Source organism: Shinella sp. M27 (genome assembly GCF_049199905.1).
In the GTDB taxonomy this organism is placed as follows: domain Bacteria; phylum Pseudomonadota; class Alphaproteobacteria; order Rhizobiales; family Rhizobiaceae; genus Shinella.
The window spans coordinates 60,949-79,151 of sequence record NZ_JBLZPK010000074.1 but is presented as its reverse complement, the minus strand read 5'-3'; the positions used below and the strand labels follow the sequence as shown (position 1 = coordinate 79,151).

Here is an 18,203-nt window from a genome sequence, read left to right as displayed (position 1 = left end):
TGCCCAATCAGGACTTGTACTGGATCTGGCCGTTCGACGGCCCCCAGAAGTCCTTCCAGTCGTAAGCCGGCACGGAATCGAGGTACTTCGCCTTGAACTCCGCGGCATCCTTGGCCGTGACTAGGATCGTCGGGCCATAGAATTCGCGGTGTTCCTTCGGCTCTTCCGAAGGTTTGAAGGTGCCGATGGCGGCATGATAGGCAAGAGCCGCGCTGATGCCGCCGCCCCAATGCGGGTTGGTGAAGACAGTGGCGAGAAGCTGGCCGTCCATGACCATCTGCACGGCTTCAGGATTGCCGTCATAAGCGACGATCGGCATGTTCTCGATGCCCTCGGCGCGCAGCGCCTCGATCACGCCATAGGCGATGTTGTCATTGGCGCAATGCACGCCCTTGATCTTGTCGCCGTAGCGCGTGAGGAAGGAGGCCATGAGGGCCGCTCCCTTCTGGGTATCCCAGTCCGCCGGCTGCGCATCGAGCAATTCGATCTTCGGAAAATCCTTCAGCGCGTTCTTGAGGCCCGCCAGACGTTCGACGGCCGGATTGTTGGCCGCGATGCCACCGAGATGGACCACGCCGCCCTCGCCACCCATGGCTTCGAAGAGAATGCGGGCAGTCTGTTCAGCCGGCTTCTCGTCCGACCAGGTCATGTGCGATACGTAGTTGTCGCCGAAATCCCAGGGATGCAGGTCGTCGGTCTTGTTCCAGATCGTCGAGATATAGGCGCCGGCGGCCTGAACGGCCTCGACGACCGGGCGGGCGTTGGGGCTGTCATTGGCGTCGCAGGCAATGGCGCAATTGCCGTTGTTCTTGGCAAGGAAGGCCTTGATGTCGGCCAGCGACTTCTCCGTCGAGCCCTCGTTGATGAGGCTCACCAGCGCACTCTTCGGCTTGCCGAGCGATTCCACGAAGGCCTCGCCGCCGGAAACGACGGAATTCCAGTAAGCAGATGCGCGGTCACGGTAGCTCCAGGCAATCGCCGGATCGGTCAGCGCCGCACGCGCGCTTCCGCCGCCGAACAGGCCCGGCACCGCGACCGCGCCCAGTCCGGCAGCCGTGGCAAACAGAAAATTGCGGCGACTGACCGTCTCGCGCTCGATGAAATCCTTGATAAAGGTCGACATTCTTTCCTCCCAAATCCCCGATTGAAACGCTTCCCGCGTTACCGCTGGCCCGACTGCCGACAAGGATAACCTTGCCCTCAGGTGAGACGCCCCAGCGTGCCTCTCACGCCAATTAACGCACTAACTAGTTACTTCTTTAGTTTTGCGCAAGTCAAGTGGTTTTCAGTAGGATGACAACAGGCAATCGCACCGACCGGCTTTGACGGATGGCAATGCGTGCGTGTATGAGTTGCAGCGAAGACATCACGACTGCGCCAAAGGACAGGCTGAAAACATGACCGGCGAACAGATAGAAAAACCGGGACGCAAACCGCGCATTCGCGATGCCGAGGCGACCAAGGCACGCATCCTCGATGCTGCCAAAAAAGAATTTGCGAAGAATGGCTTAGGCGGCGCACGCGTCGATGACATCGCCGAAAAGGCGAAGGCCAACAAGCGCATGATCTACCACTATTTCGAGAGCAAGGAAGGCCTGTTCCAGACCGTGCTCGAGGATGCCTATCTCGACATCCGCAGCGCCGAGCAGAAGCTGCATCTGGAGGATCTCGACCCGAAGGCGGCACTCGAGAAGCTGGTGCGCTTCACCTGGGAATACTATCTGAAAAACCCGGAATTCCTGACCCTGGTCAACAGCGAAAACCTGCATCGCGCCAAGCACCTGAAGAAATCAGAGATCATCAAGGTTTCAAGCCGCAAGCTGGTCAACATGGTCTCGACCATCCTGGAACGGGGCGTGGCAGCAGGCGTATTCCGCAATGACGTCGACCCCGTGCAGCTCAACATCACGATCGCGGCCGTCGGCTACTACTATCTCACGAACCGCTTTACCGGTACGATCATCTACGAACGCGACCTCATGGCCAAGGACGCCCTGGAGCAAAGGATCCAGTTCAATATCGAAACGATCACGCGGCTCGTCACCGTTTGACATGACCTGTCGGCAAAACATGTGATGAAGCGAAAGGGCATCAAGGAAGTCGCTGCGGCCGCCGGCGTTTCCGTGGCAACCGCCTCCTACGTACTGTCGGGCACGGGCCGCCCCTCCGCGCAAACGCGCAAACGGGTGCTGGAGGTTGCCGATCAGCTCGGCTTCATTCGCGATGCATCGGCAGCCCGCCTGCGCACCGGTAAATCCAACCTTGTCGGTGTCATTCTCAACAACATTATCAACCCTTTCTTCAGCGAACTCGTCGCTTCCCTGGAAGCGACCGTCTACGAGGCGGGTGGACTGACGCTTCTGGCGACCGCCCAGAACGATCTCGTCCGGCAGGAACAGCTTCTCGCCTCTATGGTCGCGCAGGGCGTCGGCAGCGTCATTCTTTCCCCCGTTCACGGCAGCACCACTGACGATCTCGCCCCCATCCTTGCTCACGGCCTTCCGCTCGTCGTCTGTGTCCGCGACGTTGTCGGCAGCCAGGCGGCCTTTGTCGGCGTAGATGACGAAAAATCGGGCTATCTCGCCGCGGAATGCCTGCTTGCTGCCGGACACCGCTCCATCGTCTTTATCGGCGGATATCCGCACACCACGACATGGGATGGCCGCTGCGTAGGCATCCGCAAGGCGCTCGCGGACGCCGCATTGCCGGAAGCGGCCTGCCGGATGCTGCCGGGCCTCATGCATCCCGACTTCGCAGAAGAAAAGATGCTTCTCCTTGCCTCTCAAGGCATGCTGCCGAATGCCGTGATCTGCTTCAATGACGATCAGGCATCGGGCGCGTATCGCGCGTCCCGCAAACTCGGAATGATCGTCGGCCGTGACATATCCATCATTGCCTTCGACAACATCCCGCAAGGCCGGATCCTCGATCCGGAACTGACGACCGTCGACATCCAGCCGGCACTCATCGGTCGAACCTCCGCGGAATTCGCCCTTCGCAGGATCACCGCGAAAGAGACCTCTGCTCCGCGCCGCACACTGGAACCCGCCCTCATCCGCCGCGCCTCTGTCATCTCCACCTGAATCTCATCCCAACAAACGCTTTCCGCTTGACTATGGGCGATGATTGATTAAACGTTTCAAGTAACGGACTAGTTACATACTAGGAAGCAAGATGGAGACGGATTACATTGTCGTCGGCGGAGGATCGGCCGGTTGCGTGATTGCGGCGCGACTTGCGGAGCAATCCGATATCACGACCCTCCTGCTGGACGCGGGTGAGCGCGATCGATCCGTGCTTTTCCATTGGCCTGCGGGCTTTGCGAAAATGACCAAGGGGATCGCCAGTTGGGGTTGGTCCACCGTGCCGCAGAAACATCTTCAAGATCGTGTGCTCTGGTTCACGCAGGCGAAAGTGATCGGGGGCGGCTCCAGTATCAACGCGCAAATCTACACCCGCGGCAACAGCCGCGATTATGACGCCTGGGCCGACGAACACGACTGCCCAGGCTGGGCCTATCGTGACGTCCTGCCCTACTTCAAGCGCGCCGAGGGAAACGAGCGGTTTTCAGAACCATTCCACGGCATCGACGGCCCCCTCGGCGTCTCGATGCCACGCGCCACGCTGCCGATTTGCGAGGCCTTCGTGCGTGCCGGTCAGCAATGGGGCATGCCGTATAATCCTGACTTCAACGGACGGCAGCAGGCCGGCGTCGGTTTCTATCAACTGACGCAACGGGATGCACGCCGCTCCTCTGTTGCCGGCGCCTACCTTCGCGACGCCGAGACACGCACCAATCTGACAGTCGAAACCGGAGCGCAGGTTCGGCGCATTCTCATCAGCGGTGGCCGCGCCACCGGCGTCGAAATGATGGACGGTACGGTGCACCATGCGCGCCGTGAAGTTATCCTGACGTCGGGCGCCATCGGGTCTCCACGACTTCTGATGCTGTCAGGGATAGGGCCGGCCGATCATCTGCGTTCCGCAGGTGTGGACGTGCAACATGATCTGCCAGGTGTCGGCGAAAATCTGCAGGACCATATCGACATCTGCGTGCTGGCCGAATGCTCGGGGCGGCATTCCTATGACGGCGTGCTCCGGCCAGACCGGATGATCGCCGCCGGGCTGCAATATCTTGCCCTCAAATCCGGGCCGGTCGCCTCCTCCCTCTTCGAGACGGGCGGCTTCTGGTATGCCGACCCCGAGGCGCGCTGGCCGGATATGCAGTTCCATCTCGGCCAGGGATCCGGCATCGAAAAAGGCATCGCCACGATCAACGGCTGGGGCATTACCCTGAATTCCGCGCTCATGCGCCCACGATCCCGCGGCACGGTGCGCCTCGCCTCCTCCGATCCTGCGGCGGCCCCGTTGATCGACCCGAATTACTGGTCCGACCCCTATGATCGGGACATGTCGCTGCGCGGTCTGGAGATGGCCCGGGAAATCCTGCGCCAACCGGCCCTCTCCCCCTACTTGCGTCGTGAAGTGTTGCCCGGCGATGGCGTTACGGATCGCAAGGCGCTGCTCGATTACGCGTGCCGCATGGCCAAGACGGACCACCATCCGGTCGGCACTTGCCGCATGGGCATCGACGACATGGCTGTAGTCGATCCTGAGTTGCGGGTGCATGGCCTTTCCGGCCTTCGCGTGTGCGACGCCTCGATCATGCCGCGCATCAATTCATCGAACACCAATGCGCCGACCATCATGATCGGCGAAAAGGCCAGCGATCTCATTCGCGGCCTGCCACCCCTGCCTGCGGCCGACCTGAAAGAGGAGCGGAGCCGCCAGCGGGAACTGGCCTGAACACTTTAGGAATGGGAGGAAATCATGAAAGTTTATGGAATGCAGCATGTGGGCTTCACGGTGCCCGATCTTGACGAAGCTGTAGCGTTTTTCACCAACCTGTTCGGCGCGGTCGAATGCCTGTCGACCGGCCTTGTCGATGTCGACGACGAATACATGCGCCGGCGCCTTGGCGTGGCGGGCAACACGCGCATCGAGGATATCCGGGTGCTGCGCATTGGCAACGGCACGAACCTGGAGATCTTCCGCTATTCCGGCGATGCCGAGCCCGATGCACCGCTGAAGCGCAACAGCCAGCCCGGCGGCTATCACCTCGCCTTCCAGGTGGACGACTGCACCGCCGCAGCCAATCGGCTCCGCGCTGAAAACGTCGAAGTTCTGGATGGACCGACCTATGTCGACGGCGGCCCCATGGAAGGGCTGACATGGTGCTATCTGAAAGCACCGTGGGGCCAGTTCATCGAAATCGTCAGCATGGATGGGCCGTTGGGTGCCGAACGTGCGGGCGGTCCCGCGCAATGGTCGCCCGTAGCCACCTGATCTAGCCACAACATGCCGCAAGTGGCCCCGCACCGCCTGCCGTTTCATCTTTTGGTGAAACGTTTCAACAGCGGGATTCCAGAGGAGGAAAGAATGCGAAAAATACAATCCTTGGCTTATGCGACGGCATTCTGCGTCGTGACGGCCAGCTCGGCCATGGCCGAAAAGCCGTTTGAGGGCGTCGAGCTCAAAATGCTTGGGATCGGCGACACATCCGTGACCCGCCTTGCTCCGATCGTCGGGGAGTTCGAAGCGCTAACCGGCGCGAAGGTACAGATCGACATGCTCCCCTATCCCGGGCTTGTCGACAAGATCATCATCGAAGCGAGTTCCGACTCGCCCTCCTATCAGTTGCTGTGGGTCGATAGCCCTTGGGTTGGCATGCTCGGCGAAGCCGGCGCGCTCGTCGACCTGACGGACTTTGCCAAACGCGACGCCGCAGAAATCAGGCTCGACGACATCATTCCCATCCAGCTTCAGGAAAACACCTGGCAGGGCCAGCTTCTCGCCTTTCCTGCCTCTGGCATGACCTGGCTCAACCAGTACCGCGCCGACCTTTTCGAAAACGCCGAGGAACAGGCCGCATTCAAGGCAAAATACGGCTACGATCTTGCGGCGCCCACGACCTGGGATCAGTATCGCGACATCGCCGCGTTCTTCACCCGCAAGAAGGGTGAAAAAGCCGGCGGCAAGGCGCTCGAAAACGACCTCTATGGCGTCAGCCAGTCCTACAGCCGCGTGCAGGGCGCCATCACGCACGACTATTTCCCGTTCATGCGTTCGTTCGGCGGTGATTATTGGGATCCCGCGACCGGGCTGTGCGCCATGACGGGCGAACCGCACATCAAGGCGGCCGAATACATGAAGTCGCTGATCCCCTTTAACCCGCCGGATTATCTCGGCCTGATGTGGGACATCCAGTCCGGCTACATGGAGCGTGGCGAGGCCGCACAGGCCGCCTACTGGTCGGTCCGCTCGGTGCGATTGACCAACCCCGCCGAAGCCAAGCTCGCGGAAATCGGCAAGGCCGGCTTTGCGGCCAACCCGACTGATGGCGGCAAGGCTGAGCCGACCTATACCGGCGCCCTCTCCTTCGCGATCAACGCCAAGGTTTCCGACAAGGAAAAGGAAGCCGCCTGGGCCTTCATCAAATGGTCGACGAGTGAAGAGCTGATGCGACGCTTCGCCAAGGAAGGCAACGGCGTCAGCCAGTTCCGCAAAGCGATCCTCTCCGATCCCGAACTGCAGCAGAAGTACCCCTACTACAAGGTTCTGCTCGACAGTCAGGTCGATGCCAAGCGCCGGATCTTCCACCCCTTCTATCAGGATGTCGAAGAAACCTTCGGTGTCGAACTGAACAAGTTCATGGCGGGAGAAACCGCAACGGCGGCGGAAGCTCTGACCACCGCCTGCAATGCAGTCAATTCCCGTCTGAAGATGTTCCCGAAAGAGACGCTTCTGCGCTGGATCGACGACGTGCCCGCGAAAGTCCTTGCCGACTGACGCGCACGCTCGCCGCGCCGCTCCGGCCTCCCTGGGGCGGCGTCCTTTGACCGCCGGAGTTCCGACATGGCCTATCAAGCAACGCGCAACAGGCGCATCTTTCTCGTCTTCCTGCTGCCCGTCGTCGCTGTCCTTTTCCTGACGACGATCTACCCGATGCTCTATGCGGGCTGGCTGTCGTTTCGTAACTACGACCTCGCCAAGCCCTTCATCCCGCGCGTATTCGTCGGTTGGGCGAACTATGCCGAGATCCTGTCCTCCGGCACGTTCCTGCATGCGCTTGTGACGACACTGAAGCTGATGGCGATGACGCTCTCGATCCAGCTCGTGCTCGGCGTCGGCATCGCGCTTATCGTCACGCAGCGACTGCCCGGCATGAGTGTGGCGCGCACGCTGCTTCTGATCCCGATGATGATCTCGCCCGTGATCGTCGGCCTCGTCTGGCTGTTCCTCTATTTCCCGGAGCTTGGCTATCTCAACTATTTTCTCAGCCTCGTCGGCATATCCGGCGTCGGCTGGATTACCACCACCAACTGGGCGCTCTGGGCAATCGCAATCGCCGATATCTGGCAGTGGACGCCCTTCATCATGATGGGCACCGCGGCAGCGCTGCATTCGCTCTCGCCCGAGCCCTACGAGGCCGCGATGATCGACGGCAATTCACGCTGGGATGTGTTCTGGCGCGTGACGCTGCCGCAGTTGAAACCGGTCCTCGTCAGCCTGATGTTCCTGCGCGCGATCGATGCCTTCAAGATCTACGACATCATCTTCGTGCTGACGAAAGGCGGGCCGGGCGATTCCACCGAAGTGCTCTCCATGTTCATCTACCGAGAATCCTTCACCTTCTGGCGCATGGGCATGGGTGCTGCCGCCTCCTTCGTGTCGCTGGCGATCATCACCGTTCTCGTCACCTTCTTCTTCAAGTCGCTGAACCGCGACCGCACGGCGGTGGAGTAACCCCATGAACAAGCCCTCGACCCGTCAGGCCATTCTTGTCTACCTGCTTCTCGCAGTGGTGCTGATCGTCTTCCTGACGCCGATCTATCTCGTCGCCTCTTCATCGGTAAAACCCGCACCGATCATGTTCCAGAAACCGCCGGCCTTCTTCTTCACGCCGACCTGGGAACACTATCACGTGCTCTTCACAGAACGGCCTTTTCTGAAATTCATCGGCAACAGCCTGATCGTTGCGCTCGGCTCGACGGCAATCAGCCTCGTTTTCGGATCGCTCGCCGCCTATGCGATCAGTCGCATCCGGCACCGGCGCATGAACGATGTGGCCTTCTGGATCCTATCGCTGCGCATGTTCCCGCCAATCACGGTCGTCGTGCCCTACTATATCATCTTCAAGACCGCCGGCCTGCTCGACACGCCGCTGGCTCTGATCATCGTCTATTCCACCGCCAACATTCCGTTGGTCGTCTGGCTGATGAAAGGCTTCTTCGACGAGGTTCCCTCGGCTCTCGAGGAAGCGGCGATGGTCGATGGCTACGGCATTCTCGAAACCTTCTGGCGCGTGACATTGCCGCTCGCGGCGCCCGGCCTCGCTGTTTCAGCGGTGTTCTGCTTCATCTTCTCGTGGAACGAGTTCCTGTTCGCCCTGATGCTCACCGGCTCGAAGGCACAGACAGCGACCGTCGCCGTCATGTCCTTCTGGTCGTCGGATGCGGTCCAGTGGGGCCGTATCATGGCGGGTTCCTTCATCATCCTCATTCCCGGCGTCGTCTTCGTGCTGACCTGCCAGCGTTGGCTGGTCCGCGGCCTGACGATGGGCTCAGTCAAGTAAGGAGAGACACATGTCATCCATCGCACTGGAAAAAGTGGTCAAGCGCTACGGCGCGTTCGAAGTCGTGCACGGCATAGACCTGACGATCGACGCCGGGGAATTCGTCGTGCTCCTCGGTCCCTCGGGTTGCGGGAAGACCACCACGCTCCGCATGGTGGCAGGCCTGGAGGACGTCTCCGGCGGAAAGCTTTCAATCGGCGGCCGTGTCGTCAACGACGTGGCACCGAAGGATCGCGGTATCGCTATGGTATTCCAGAACTATGCGCTCTACCCGCATATGACGGTGCGGCAGAACATGGAGTTCGCCCTGCGCCCCCTGAAACTCGCGCCCGGCGAAGTCGATCGCCGTGTTCGAGAAACGGCCGCGATTCTGGGCCTTGATGCGCTTCTGGCGCGCAAGCCCTCCGCGCTTTCAGGCGGTCAGCGGCAGCGCGTCGCCATGGGTCGCGCCATGGTGCGCACGCCCGACGTCTTCCTGTTCGACGAACCCCTGTCGAACCTCGATGCGAAGCTGCGTACGCAAGTGCGCTGGGAGATCGGCAAGCTGCACAAGCGGCTTGGCACCACCGTGCTCTACGTGACGCACGATCAGGTGGAGGCCATGACGCTCGCCGACAAGATCGTCATCATGCGCGATGGCCATGTCGAGCAGGTGGGGAGCCCGGAGGATGTCTATACCCGGCCCGCCAACACCTTCGTTGCGACATTCATTGGCAGCCCGGCCATGAACCTCGTGCCGGCGCGCCTGATGGGCGGAAAACTGCAAGCCGAAGCCTTCACCCAGCCCTTGCCCGATCGCTTCGCCGGCCGCGCGACGGAAGGCCAGGCAGTGCTGATCGGAATTCGGCCATCGGACATCACATTGGCGACTGCAGATGCACCAGGGGCTCTGCGTGCCACCGTCGAAGTGACGGAATATCTCGGCGACGATGCGCTCCTCGACCTCCGCGCCGGGCCTCACGAGCTGATCGCGCAGGTCGCGGCCGCCAACCGTCCGGCAAGCGACGCATCGATCCATGTCACCTTCAATACCGCTGGCTTGCATCTCTTCGATGCGGCAACCGGCGCCACACTCCATTCCTGAAAGTCGCGACATGCCGTCAGAAATCATCATTCCCGCCCGCCAGGCCTTCAAGCTCGAATCCTATGACGATCTGCCGCTACAGCCCGGCGAAATTCGCGGACGAACGCTTTGCACACTGATCAGCCAGGGAACGGAGATCGGATGGGCCAATGGCGACACATTCCCCATACGGCCGGGATATGCCGCGGTCTTCGAGGTCGAAGAGATCGGCGCGGGCGTGACCGGCATAAAGCCAGGCGAGCGGCGCTTCGCGATGGGCTATCATCGATCGACGCAGACGCATGCCGCCGAGAATACGCTTCCCTTGCCGGGAGGAATGGCCCCCGAAACCGCCGTCATCGCCCGTCTGATGGGCGTTTCCATGACGACCTTGATGACAACGAAGGCCCGGCCGGGCGATCGGGTCATCGTCACGGGTGCAGGCCCCGTTGGCTTCCTTACCGCACACCTGTTCCGGATCGGCGGCTACCGCGTTACGGTCGTGGATCCCGATGCGCTGCGGCGCAAACAACTCGAGCAAAGCGGCATCATCGACACCCGTGCGGCTATGCCGTTCGAGGATCCGGAACTCCAAGGCCAGGCGGCACTTGTCGTGGATTGTTCAGGCCATGAGGGTGCGGTGCTGGATGGCTGCAATATGGTTCGCCGGATGGGCGAGGTCGTCCTCGTCGGCGTGCCATGGCGGAAATACACCGATCTCACCGCCCATGACATCACCAACGCGGTGTTCTTCAAGCACGTCACGCTCCGCTCCGGATGGGAGTGGGAACTGCCGATGCATGGCCGCAGCTTCCTGTGGGAGGAGCTGCTGGAAGGCTACAACAATGCGCCTCATTCGATTTTCGGCGGCTTTTCCCGTGCCCTCGCGTTTCTAGCCGAGGGCCGGATCCCGCTTGATGGCCTGATCCATCGCGCGACACCCGAGCAGCCGGAAGCGCTGTATGCCGATATCATCAAACGCACTATTGCCGTCCCGTTCATCATTCTGGACTGGACGTAACCTCGAGCCACTACCCAATATTCCGAAGAGGTTTTCGCCCCGAAAGCGACCACGCGACCATCGTGCCATTCTTGAGCATGAAGACCTATCCTCCGCTCTCAAGTGACGCTCCACCGTCTGCACCATTTTTGCTGCAATCCGGGGAAGCGCACTTGATCGGCGATGAGCGGATGACCGACTAGGCGGCAGCCATCGAACCGGCGTCCTCGCGGGAGGCGAGATAAGTAATCAGGTCTTCGATGCTGATCAGCGGAAGCTGATGATGTTCGGCAAAGGCGATCAGCTCCGGCAGCCGTGCCATGGTCCCATCGTCGTTGGCGACCTCGCAGATTACGCCGGAGGGCTTCTTGCCGGCAAGGCGCGCCAGATCGACGGCAGCTTCGGTGTGGCCCGGGCGGCCGAGCACACCGCGCGGATGTGCTCGCAGCGGGAAGATGTGCCCCGGACGCGCAAAATCATCACCCTTTGCCGAGGGGGCCATGAGAGCCTGGACCGTTGCGGCGCGATCTACGGCGGAGATGCCCGTCGTGGTTCCCGGCATGTAGTCGACCGAAACCGTGAACGCCGTCTTGAGATATTCGGTATTCTCTGGAACCATGAGCGGGATATCGAGCGCATTGAGACGCTCGCCCTCCATGGCCACGCAGATGAGACCGCGGGCATGTTTCATCATGAAGGCGATCGCCTCCGAGGTTATCGCCTCTGAAGCGACGATGATATCGCCTTCGTTTTCGCGGTTTTCGTCGTCGACAACGACGATCATGCCGCCCCGCGCCAGCGCCGCAACTGCGTCTTCAATTTTCGAGAGAGCCATTTCATGTGCCTTTCAAGGGTTGCCGATAGTGGCGTTTCAATCCCTTGGGCGAACAGGTCCACACGCGCTCCAGCCGGAACGCTTTGCAGACATGTCCTCTTCCATCCGGACTCTAACCGTCGGCTCCGGCATCGCACCGGATCTGCTGACCCTTCCACCGGAAGGCGCTCGCGGGCTCCCGGATTGCTCTGGATACCGCCGGTGGGGAATTTCACCCCGCCCTGAGAACATTTCCTAGATAGTCGATGCGACCCATATCTTTCAAGCGGCGCAGGAAAATTCGATCGCAGCGATACGGCTCGGCGATTACCAGCAGCAGAAGCCGCCATCGACGAGCAGGTCGACACCCGTCACGAAGCTCGCCGCATCCGAAAGCAGGAAGACGGCGGGGCCGACCATCTCGTCGACATTTGCCATGCGTTGCATCGGCGTCTGCTCTTCGAAGAGCTTCGTCTGGTGCACCATTTCCGGCCGGGTGTTCATCGGCGTTGCGGTGTAGCCGGGGCTTATGGTGTTGACGCGGATGCCGCGGTCGACCCATTCCATGGCCATGGACTTGGTCATGTGGATGACGCCGGCTTTGGAGGCGTTGTAGTGGCACTGGCTGAGGCCGCGATTGACGATGACGCCGGACATGGAGGCGATGTTAACGATGGCCCCGCGGCCGGTTTTCAGCATGGCGCGCGCTTCGGCCTGGCAGGAGAGGAACACGCCCTTCAGGTTGATGTCCATCATCGTCTGGAACTGGTTTTCCTCCATCTCCTCCGCCGGATTGGCGTTGGCGATACCGGCCGCGTTGACGGCGAGCGTGAGAGGGCCGAGTTCTGCTTCGGTGCGTGCGACCGCGTCGGTCAGCGCCGCACCGCCGGTGACGTCGGCGGCTATCTGGATGCTGCGGCGACCGGCACGCGCGATGAAATCGGCGGTCTGGGCGAGGCCGTCATCCGTCCGGCGGTCGAGCAGGGCGACGTCCGCACCGCACTGGGCAAGGCCCATCGCGATACGCTGGCCGATACCGCTTCCGGCACCCGTAACGAGGGCGACGTTGCCCGAGAGATCGAACAATTTCGGTGCGTTGAGCTTGATTTCCGACATGCTGCCTTATTCCCTGTTCAAAGTGTCGCCAGTTCCATGACCGAGACGTCGTTGGCGTCCTCGCGGTTCAGGATGCCGGCCTGTTTGCCCTGTGCCATGACCATGATGCGGCTGGAGACGCCAAGCACCTCCTCGAGGTCGGAGCTGACCACGATGACGGTGACGCCTTCGCGCGCCAGGCCCACGATGAGATCATAGATTGATGAACGTGCGCCGACGTCGATGCCGCGCGTCGGTTCGTCCAGCACCACCACCTGCGGCTTGCGCGCCAGCCACTTGGCGAGCACCACCTTCTGCTGGTTACCGCCGGAAAGCTCGCCGGCATTCTGCCCACCGCGCCCCTTCACGCCGAAGCGCTTGATGTAATCCTCAGCGAATTCCCGGATGCGACGCGACGAAATCCAGCCGCTGCGGGAGATCTCGCCTAGATTGGCATAGCCGATGTTTTCCGCGATGGAATGCTCCAGCACGACGCCTTGCAGCTTGCGATCCTCGGGCACGAGCACGATGCCGTTGCGGATCGCATCGATCGGTGAACGCGGCGTCACCGGCTTGCCGTGCAGCAGCACTTCGCCGCTGGCGATCGGGTCGGCACCGGTGATGGCGCGCACAAGTTCCGTGCGGCCGGCGCCCATCAGCCCGGCAATGCCGAAGACCTCTCCCTTGCGGACGGAGAAATTGATGTCGCGGAAGGCCTTCGATGGTGAGGACAGGCCGCGCACTTCGAGCGTCACTTCATCGGTCGCCGTGGGAAGCGTCGGGAACATGCGCTCCAGCGAGCGCCCGACCATGGCCTCGACGAGGGTGCGGATCGGCACGTCGCCGCGGTCGAATTCCTGCACCTTGGCGCCGTCGCGCATCACGACGATGCGGTCGGTGATCTGGCGAATTTCCTCAAGGCGGTGCGAAATGTAGATGATGCCGACGCCTTCGGCCTTCAGGCGCTCGATCTGGCGGAAGAGGAGCTGGGTCTCCTCGCCGCCGAGTGCGGCCGTCGGTTCGTCGAGAATGAGCAGGCGCGCATTCAGCGTCAGCGCCTTGGCGATTTCGATGAGCTGCTGCCGACCGGTCGAGAGCCCCTCGACAAGACGGTCGGGAGACACGTCGAGACCGAGACGTTGCAAGCCGGCGCGGGCGCGCTCTTCCATCGCGTGACGGTCGAGGCGGCCGGATTTCATGGGATAGCGGCCGACGAAGACATTCTCGGCGATGGAGAGCTTTGGCAGGAGCTTCAGCTCCTGGTGGATCATGCCGACCCCCTCGTCCATCGCGGCACGGGGATTGGCGGGGGCGTAGGGTCTGCCGAGCCAGGTCATCTCGCCCGCGGAGGGCTGGACAGTGCCGGAAATGATGTTCGACAGGGTCGATTTTCCGGCACCGTTTTCACCGAGCAGCGCCACGACCTCTCCCGGATAGATGTCGAGATCGACACCGTGGAGCACCTTGATCGGACCGTAGGACTTCTGGATTCCACGGAGCGACAGGATGGGAGAGCGGTTCGTCATGGCGCTGCTGCCTTTCTGCTATGAGCCCGGATTACGGATGGCTCTTGACGAATTCCGGCGCGTTTTCGCAGGTCGTCAGGACGGCGTTCGGCGTCTGGCGCTCTTCCACCTTCTGGCCGGCCGCGACGGCGAGCGCGGATTCGACGGCGAGAACACCCATCTTCTGCGTGCTCTGCGTTGCGGTCGCGATGAACGGACCCTTGCACTTGGCGAGGTATTCGAGTGCGGAGACGTCACCGTCATAGCCCCCGATGATCACCTTGTCCGAGAGGTTGGCAACGTCGACGGCCTTGGCGGCACCCATCGCGAGACCGTCGGCCTGGCCGAAGATGATCGTGATGTCGGGGTTCGCCTGCAGCATGTTCTGCGCGATCGTGAAGCCTTCGTCGGCCGACCACATGTTGCTCCACTGCTGGTCGACCAGCTCGACACCCTTGTTCTCGTCGATGGCCTTTTTGCAGCCGGTGAAGCGGTCGACTTCCGGCGTCGTGCCCTTCTGGCCGTGGATGATCGCCATCTTGCCCGCGCCACCGGCCTTGCCGATGATGTACTTGCAAACTTCGTAGGCGGATTCGACGCTTTCACCGGCGATGAACGTGTCACCCGGCGCGCCCTCGGGCGTGCGGTCGACGTTGATGACGGGAATGCCGGCTTCGCGGGCGAGACGGGTCGGAACAGCGGCGGCAGCGGCACCGGCCGGGATGTAGATGAAGGCGTTGATGTCCTGCGTCATCAGGTCCTGCACCTGGCTGACCTGGGTATTGGTGTCGTTCTTCGCATCGACGACGACGACTTCGATGCCCTTTTCCTTGGCGTGCTTTTCGACGCCGAGCTTGATCTGGTTGAAGAAGTCGGCCTGCAGATTCGGAACGGCAAGACCGATCTTCTTGACTTCGGCAGCGGAGGCCGGAAGGGCGAGCACGGAAGCAGCGGTTGCCGCCATCAGCAGTTTGGACAGTGTCATGGTTTCTCCTCCAAGTTACCCGACGGCGCCTGCCTCGCAGGAAGCCGCCTTCCCTTTTGCCGGCCCGCACGATTGCGGACCGTTTTCTCCACCCCGCCGCTTGGGCCGCGGGGGTGAAAGTCGTTATTTGCGCTTGCGATAGGTTTCGGCGGTGACGGCGAGCACGATGACCGCGCCGATGATGACCTGCTGCATGAAGGGCGAGACGCTGAGCAGGTTGAGGCCGTTGCGCAGCACGCCGATGATCAGCACACCGATGATGGTGCCGCCGATACCGCCGGTGCCGCCCGACAGCGACGTGCCGCCGATGACGACCGCAGCGATCGCGTCAAGTTCATAGGAAACACCCGAGGACGGCTGCACGGAGTCGAGGCGGGCGGCGAGTACCATGCCCGAGAGGCCGGCCAGGAAGCTGCACACGACATAGACGAGCACGGTCGCACGCTGGACATTGATGCCGGCAAGGCGCGCCACCTCGGCATTGCCGCCGATCGCGTAGAGCACGCGGCCGCCGTGACGGTAGCGCTGATAAAGCAGGCCGACGACGAAGACCACGACCATCACGGCGACCGTCAACGTCAGGAAGCCGCCGAAACGCACGATGGCCATCATGTTGAACCAGGCGGGGAAACCGATGATCTGCTGACCGTCGGTGATCATGTTCGCCAGGCCGCGCGTGATTGACATCATGGCGAGCGTCGCAATGAAGGCCGGCACGTTGAAGCGCGTGATCAGAAGCCCGGCGACCAAACCGTTCAGCGACGCGACGAGCAAGGCGAGCGGGATCGCGATGCCCATCGGCACGCCGGCCGTCACATTGAGATAGCCGAGCACCATCATGGCCAGCGCCATGACCGAGCCGACCGCCAGGTCGATGCCGCCGATCAGGATGACCATCGTCATACCAACAGCCATGACGCCCAGCACCGTGATCTGGTCGAGCACGTTGAGGAAGTTGCGCACCGACAGGAACTTGTCCGTCGCAAAGGTGAGAAAGAGGCACAGCACGATGAGGCCGATGAGCGGGCCCGTGGCTCCGCGCAGCGAAGGCAACATGATGCCTGCAAACCCCTGTCGTTCTTTCACATCCGCCACCATGGACACTCCTCCCGGTCGTTCGCGGCTTCGCACTTGGCTTATCGCATAAATATTCATTAGTGTGTGTAAATTCGTACCGCATCCTATTGAGGGGTGTCAAGGCTGACAAGTCGAATTTTTCAGGATCGTCTAATGTCATTTCCGCTTGACTTCACGGCCATCCGTGCAAATATATCTATCAATGTATATTTATTCACAACGAGGGTTTCATGCAGCCGAACGATCTCGACCGCGTCGCTCAACAGATCCGTCTCCGCGATCTGCAAGCGGTTTTTGAAGCTGGCGCAGGCCATATCGGTGGCGAGATGTCTGCAATCGACATCCTGACCGCGCTCTATTTCCGCGTGCTGCGCATCTGGCCTGATCAGCCGAAGAACCCGGATCGGGATCGTTTCGTGCTCTCGAAGGGCCATGTGGCGCTCGCCCTCTATGTGACGCTGGCCAAGCGCGGCTTCATTCCGGAAGACGAGGTCGCGACCTTCCTGAAGCCCCATTCGCGTCTCAACGGCCACCCGAACTGCAACAAGGTTCCCGGTGTCGAGACCAATACCGGCCCGCTCGGCCACGGCCTGCCGGTGGCCGTCGGCATGGCGAAAGCCGCCAAGCTGACGGGTGCCGCCTACCGCACCTATGTGCTGACGGGCGACGGCGAGATGCAGGAGGGCTCCAACTGGGAGGCCATCGCTTCGGCCGCGCAGTTTGGCCTCGACAACCTGACGCTCATCATCGACCACAACCGCTTCCAGCAGGGTGCGTCGCTGAAGGACACCAACAATCTCGCGCCCTTCCCGGCCAAGCTGGAAGCCTTCGGATGGGATGTCACCGAGATCAACGGCAATGCCATGGACGAGATCGTGCCGGCGCTGGAAAAGCGCGGCAGCCGGCCGCATTGCATCGTCGCCCACACCAACAAGGGCCAAGGCATTTCCTTCATGCAGGATACCGTCGACTGGCACCACAAGGTGCCGAATGCCGAACAATACAAGATTGCCGTCGCTGAGCTTTCGGAGGCCCTGTAATGAACGCCATCACCCCCTCTCCCAAGCTGCACGATTGCCGTGACGCCTTCGTCGCCGTGCTGGAACGCCTGGGCGCTGAAAACCCCAAGATCGTTGCCGTCTGCAACGACTCCGTCGGCTCCTCCAAGCTCAATGGCTTCAAGGCGAAGTGGCCCGAACGCCTCGTCAATGTCGGCATTGCCGAGCAGGCGCTGGTCGGCGTCGGCGCCGGCCTCGCCAATGGCGGGCTCCTGCCCTTCGTCTGCGGCGCCGCCTGTTTCCTGACCGGCCGCTCGCTGGAACAGATCAAGGCCGACATCGCCTATTCCAATGCCAATGTGAAGCTGATCGGCATCTCCTCCGGCATGGCCTATGGGGAACTCGGCCCGACGCATCATTCCATCGAGGATTTCGCCTGGACGCGCGTGCTGCCGAATCTTCCGGTCGTTGCCCCCTGCGATTCCATCGAAACGGCCGCTGCCGTCGAATGGGCAGCCTCCTATAATGGTCCCGTTTTCCTGCGCCTCTCGCGCGTCGGCGTGCCGGACCTGCTGCCGGAAGGACACAAGTTCGAGCTGGGCAAGGCCAACCTGCTGCGCGACGGCGACGCCATCACGCTGATTGCCAACGGCACGGTCACGCACCGCATGGTGAAGGCAGCCGCCATCCTTGCCGAAAAAGGCATCGAGGCACGCGTCCTCAACATGGCAACCGTACGTCCGATCGACGTCGAGGCCGTCGCGGCTGCGGCCCGCGACACCGGCGCGATCCTCACGGCAGAGGAGCACTCCACCTTCGGCGGTCTCGGCTCGGCCATCGCCGAAGTCGTCGTCGCGGAAGCGCCTGTGCCGATGAAGATCCTCGGCGTTCCCGGCATCTTCCCCCCGACCGGATCGGCAGAATTCCTGCTCGACGAGTTCGGCATGTCGCCCGCCGGCATCGCCGAAGCGGCCGTGGCCTTGATTGCGCGTAAATCTTCCCGCACCTGACATGCGCGACTAGATTGCGTG

The 18,203-nt window shown here is 61.7% G+C and carries 17 protein-coding genes and 1 riboswitch; of the genes, 11 read left to right on the top strand and 6 right to left on the bottom strand.

Features of this window, described 5'->3' with window-relative positions; all coding sequences use genetic code 11:
* Window positions 1–7: 7 nt before the first annotated feature.
* Window positions 8–1,123: a substrate-binding domain-containing protein gene (locus ACOZK4_RS26385; protein ID WP_421594617.1), complete on the bottom strand. Its 1,116-nt coding sequence runs from the start codon at window positions 1,121–1,123 to the stop codon at window positions 8–10.
* A 274-nt stretch (window positions 1,124–1,397) separates the two neighbouring features.
* Between ACOZK4_RS26385 and ACOZK4_RS26380 the strand changes: the two genes are divergently transcribed.
* The 9 genes from ACOZK4_RS26380 to ACOZK4_RS26340 all read left to right on the top strand — a co-directional run bounded on the left by ACOZK4_RS26380 (window position 1,398) and on the right by ACOZK4_RS26340 (window position 10,719).
* On the top strand, window positions 1,398–2,051 hold the full coding sequence (locus ACOZK4_RS26380) for a TetR/AcrR family transcriptional regulator (protein ID WP_421594616.1): 654 nt from the start codon (window positions 1,398–1,400) through the stop codon (window positions 2,049–2,051).
* A gap of 24 nt (window positions 2,052–2,075) precedes the next feature.
* Window positions 2,076–3,083, top strand: coding sequence for a LacI family DNA-binding transcriptional regulator (locus tag ACOZK4_RS26375; RefSeq protein ID WP_421594635.1), 1,008 nt, complete (start codon window positions 2,076–2,078; stop codon window positions 3,081–3,083).
* A 91-nt stretch (window positions 3,084–3,174) separates the two neighbouring features.
* Window positions 3,175–4,806, top strand: a complete 1,632-nt coding sequence (locus ACOZK4_RS26370; RefSeq protein WP_421594615.1) for a GMC family oxidoreductase — start codon at window positions 3,175–3,177, stop codon at window positions 4,804–4,806.
* Between the two features lie 24 nt (window positions 4,807–4,830).
* A complete protein-coding gene (locus ACOZK4_RS26365; RefSeq protein WP_421594614.1) occupies window positions 4,831–5,346 on the top strand; it encodes a VOC family protein in 516 nt (171 codons plus the stop codon).
* A 93-nt stretch (window positions 5,347–5,439) separates the two neighbouring features.
* Entirely contained in the window at window positions 5,440–6,849 is a 1,410-nt protein-coding gene (locus ACOZK4_RS26360; RefSeq protein WP_421594613.1) for an extracellular solute-binding protein, read from the top strand.
* A gap of 66 nt (window positions 6,850–6,915) precedes the next feature.
* Complete coding sequence (locus tag ACOZK4_RS26355; RefSeq protein ID WP_421594612.1) at window positions 6,916–7,806, top strand: carbohydrate ABC transporter permease; 891 nt, start codon at window positions 6,916–6,918, stop codon at window positions 7,804–7,806.
* A gap of 4 nt (window positions 7,807–7,810) precedes the next feature.
* Window positions 7,811–8,635: a carbohydrate ABC transporter permease gene (locus tag ACOZK4_RS26350; protein ID WP_421594611.1), complete on the top strand. Its 825-nt coding sequence runs from the start codon at window positions 7,811–7,813 to the stop codon at window positions 8,633–8,635.
* A 10-nt stretch (window positions 8,636–8,645) separates the two neighbouring features.
* Window positions 8,646–9,719: an ABC transporter ATP-binding protein gene (locus ACOZK4_RS26345; RefSeq protein ID WP_421594610.1), complete on the top strand. Its 1,074-nt coding sequence runs from the start codon at window positions 8,646–8,648 to the stop codon at window positions 9,717–9,719.
* Between the two features lie 10 nt (window positions 9,720–9,729).
* The gene (locus tag ACOZK4_RS26340; RefSeq protein ID WP_421594609.1) at window positions 9,730–10,719 is read left to right on the top strand and encodes a zinc-binding dehydrogenase; all 990 of its coding nucleotides are present in this window, start codon (window positions 9,730–9,732) and stop codon (window positions 10,717–10,719) included.
* Window positions 10,720–10,897: 178 nt separating this feature from the next.
* On the opposite strand, the gene ribB is transcribed toward ACOZK4_RS26340, so the two are convergent.
* The 5 genes from ribB to ACOZK4_RS26315 all read right to left on the bottom strand — a co-directional run bounded on the left by ribB (window position 10,898) and on the right by ACOZK4_RS26315 (window position 16,195).
* Window positions 10,898–11,533 carry a 3,4-dihydroxy-2-butanone-4-phosphate synthase gene (gene ribB, locus ACOZK4_RS26335; protein WP_421594608.1) on the bottom strand — a complete coding sequence of 212 codons (636 nt, stop codon included), beginning with the start codon at window positions 11,531–11,533 and terminating at the stop codon, window positions 10,898–10,900.
* Window positions 11,534–11,622: 89 nt separating this feature from the next.
* A riboswitch (FMN riboswitch) is annotated at window positions 11,623–11,766 on the bottom strand.
* Between the two features lie 73 nt (window positions 11,767–11,839).
* Entirely contained in the window at window positions 11,840–12,628 is a 789-nt protein-coding gene (locus ACOZK4_RS26330) for an SDR family oxidoreductase (RefSeq protein ID WP_421594607.1), read from the bottom strand.
* Between the two features lie 17 nt (window positions 12,629–12,645).
* Window positions 12,646–14,133, bottom strand: a complete 1,488-nt coding sequence (locus ACOZK4_RS26325; RefSeq protein WP_421594606.1) for a sugar ABC transporter ATP-binding protein — start codon at window positions 14,131–14,133, stop codon at window positions 12,646–12,648.
* A 31-nt stretch (window positions 14,134–14,164) separates the two neighbouring features.
* Window positions 14,165–15,097, bottom strand: a complete 933-nt coding sequence (locus ACOZK4_RS26320) for a substrate-binding domain-containing protein (RefSeq protein WP_244762290.1) — start codon at window positions 15,095–15,097, stop codon at window positions 14,165–14,167.
* Between the two features lie 123 nt (window positions 15,098–15,220).
* On the bottom strand, window positions 15,221–16,195 hold the full coding sequence (locus tag ACOZK4_RS26315; protein ID WP_244762291.1) for an ABC transporter permease: 975 nt from the start codon (window positions 16,193–16,195) through the stop codon (window positions 15,221–15,223).
* Window positions 16,196–16,404: 209 nt separating this feature from the next.
* Here ACOZK4_RS26315 and ACOZK4_RS26310 point away from each other — a divergent pair, with 209 nt between their 5' ends.
* Window positions 16,405–17,214 carry a transketolase gene (locus ACOZK4_RS26310; protein WP_421594605.1) on the top strand — a complete coding sequence of 270 codons (810 nt, stop codon included), beginning with the start codon at window positions 16,405–16,407 and terminating at the stop codon, window positions 17,212–17,214.
* The gene (locus ACOZK4_RS26305; protein ID WP_421594604.1) at window positions 17,214–18,182 is read left to right on the top strand and encodes a transketolase family protein; all 969 of its coding nucleotides are present in this window, start codon (window positions 17,214–17,216) and stop codon (window positions 18,180–18,182) included. Before ACOZK4_RS26310 ends, ACOZK4_RS26305 begins: the two co-directional genes overlap by 1 nt.
* Window positions 18,183–18,203: the final 21 nt, after the last annotated feature.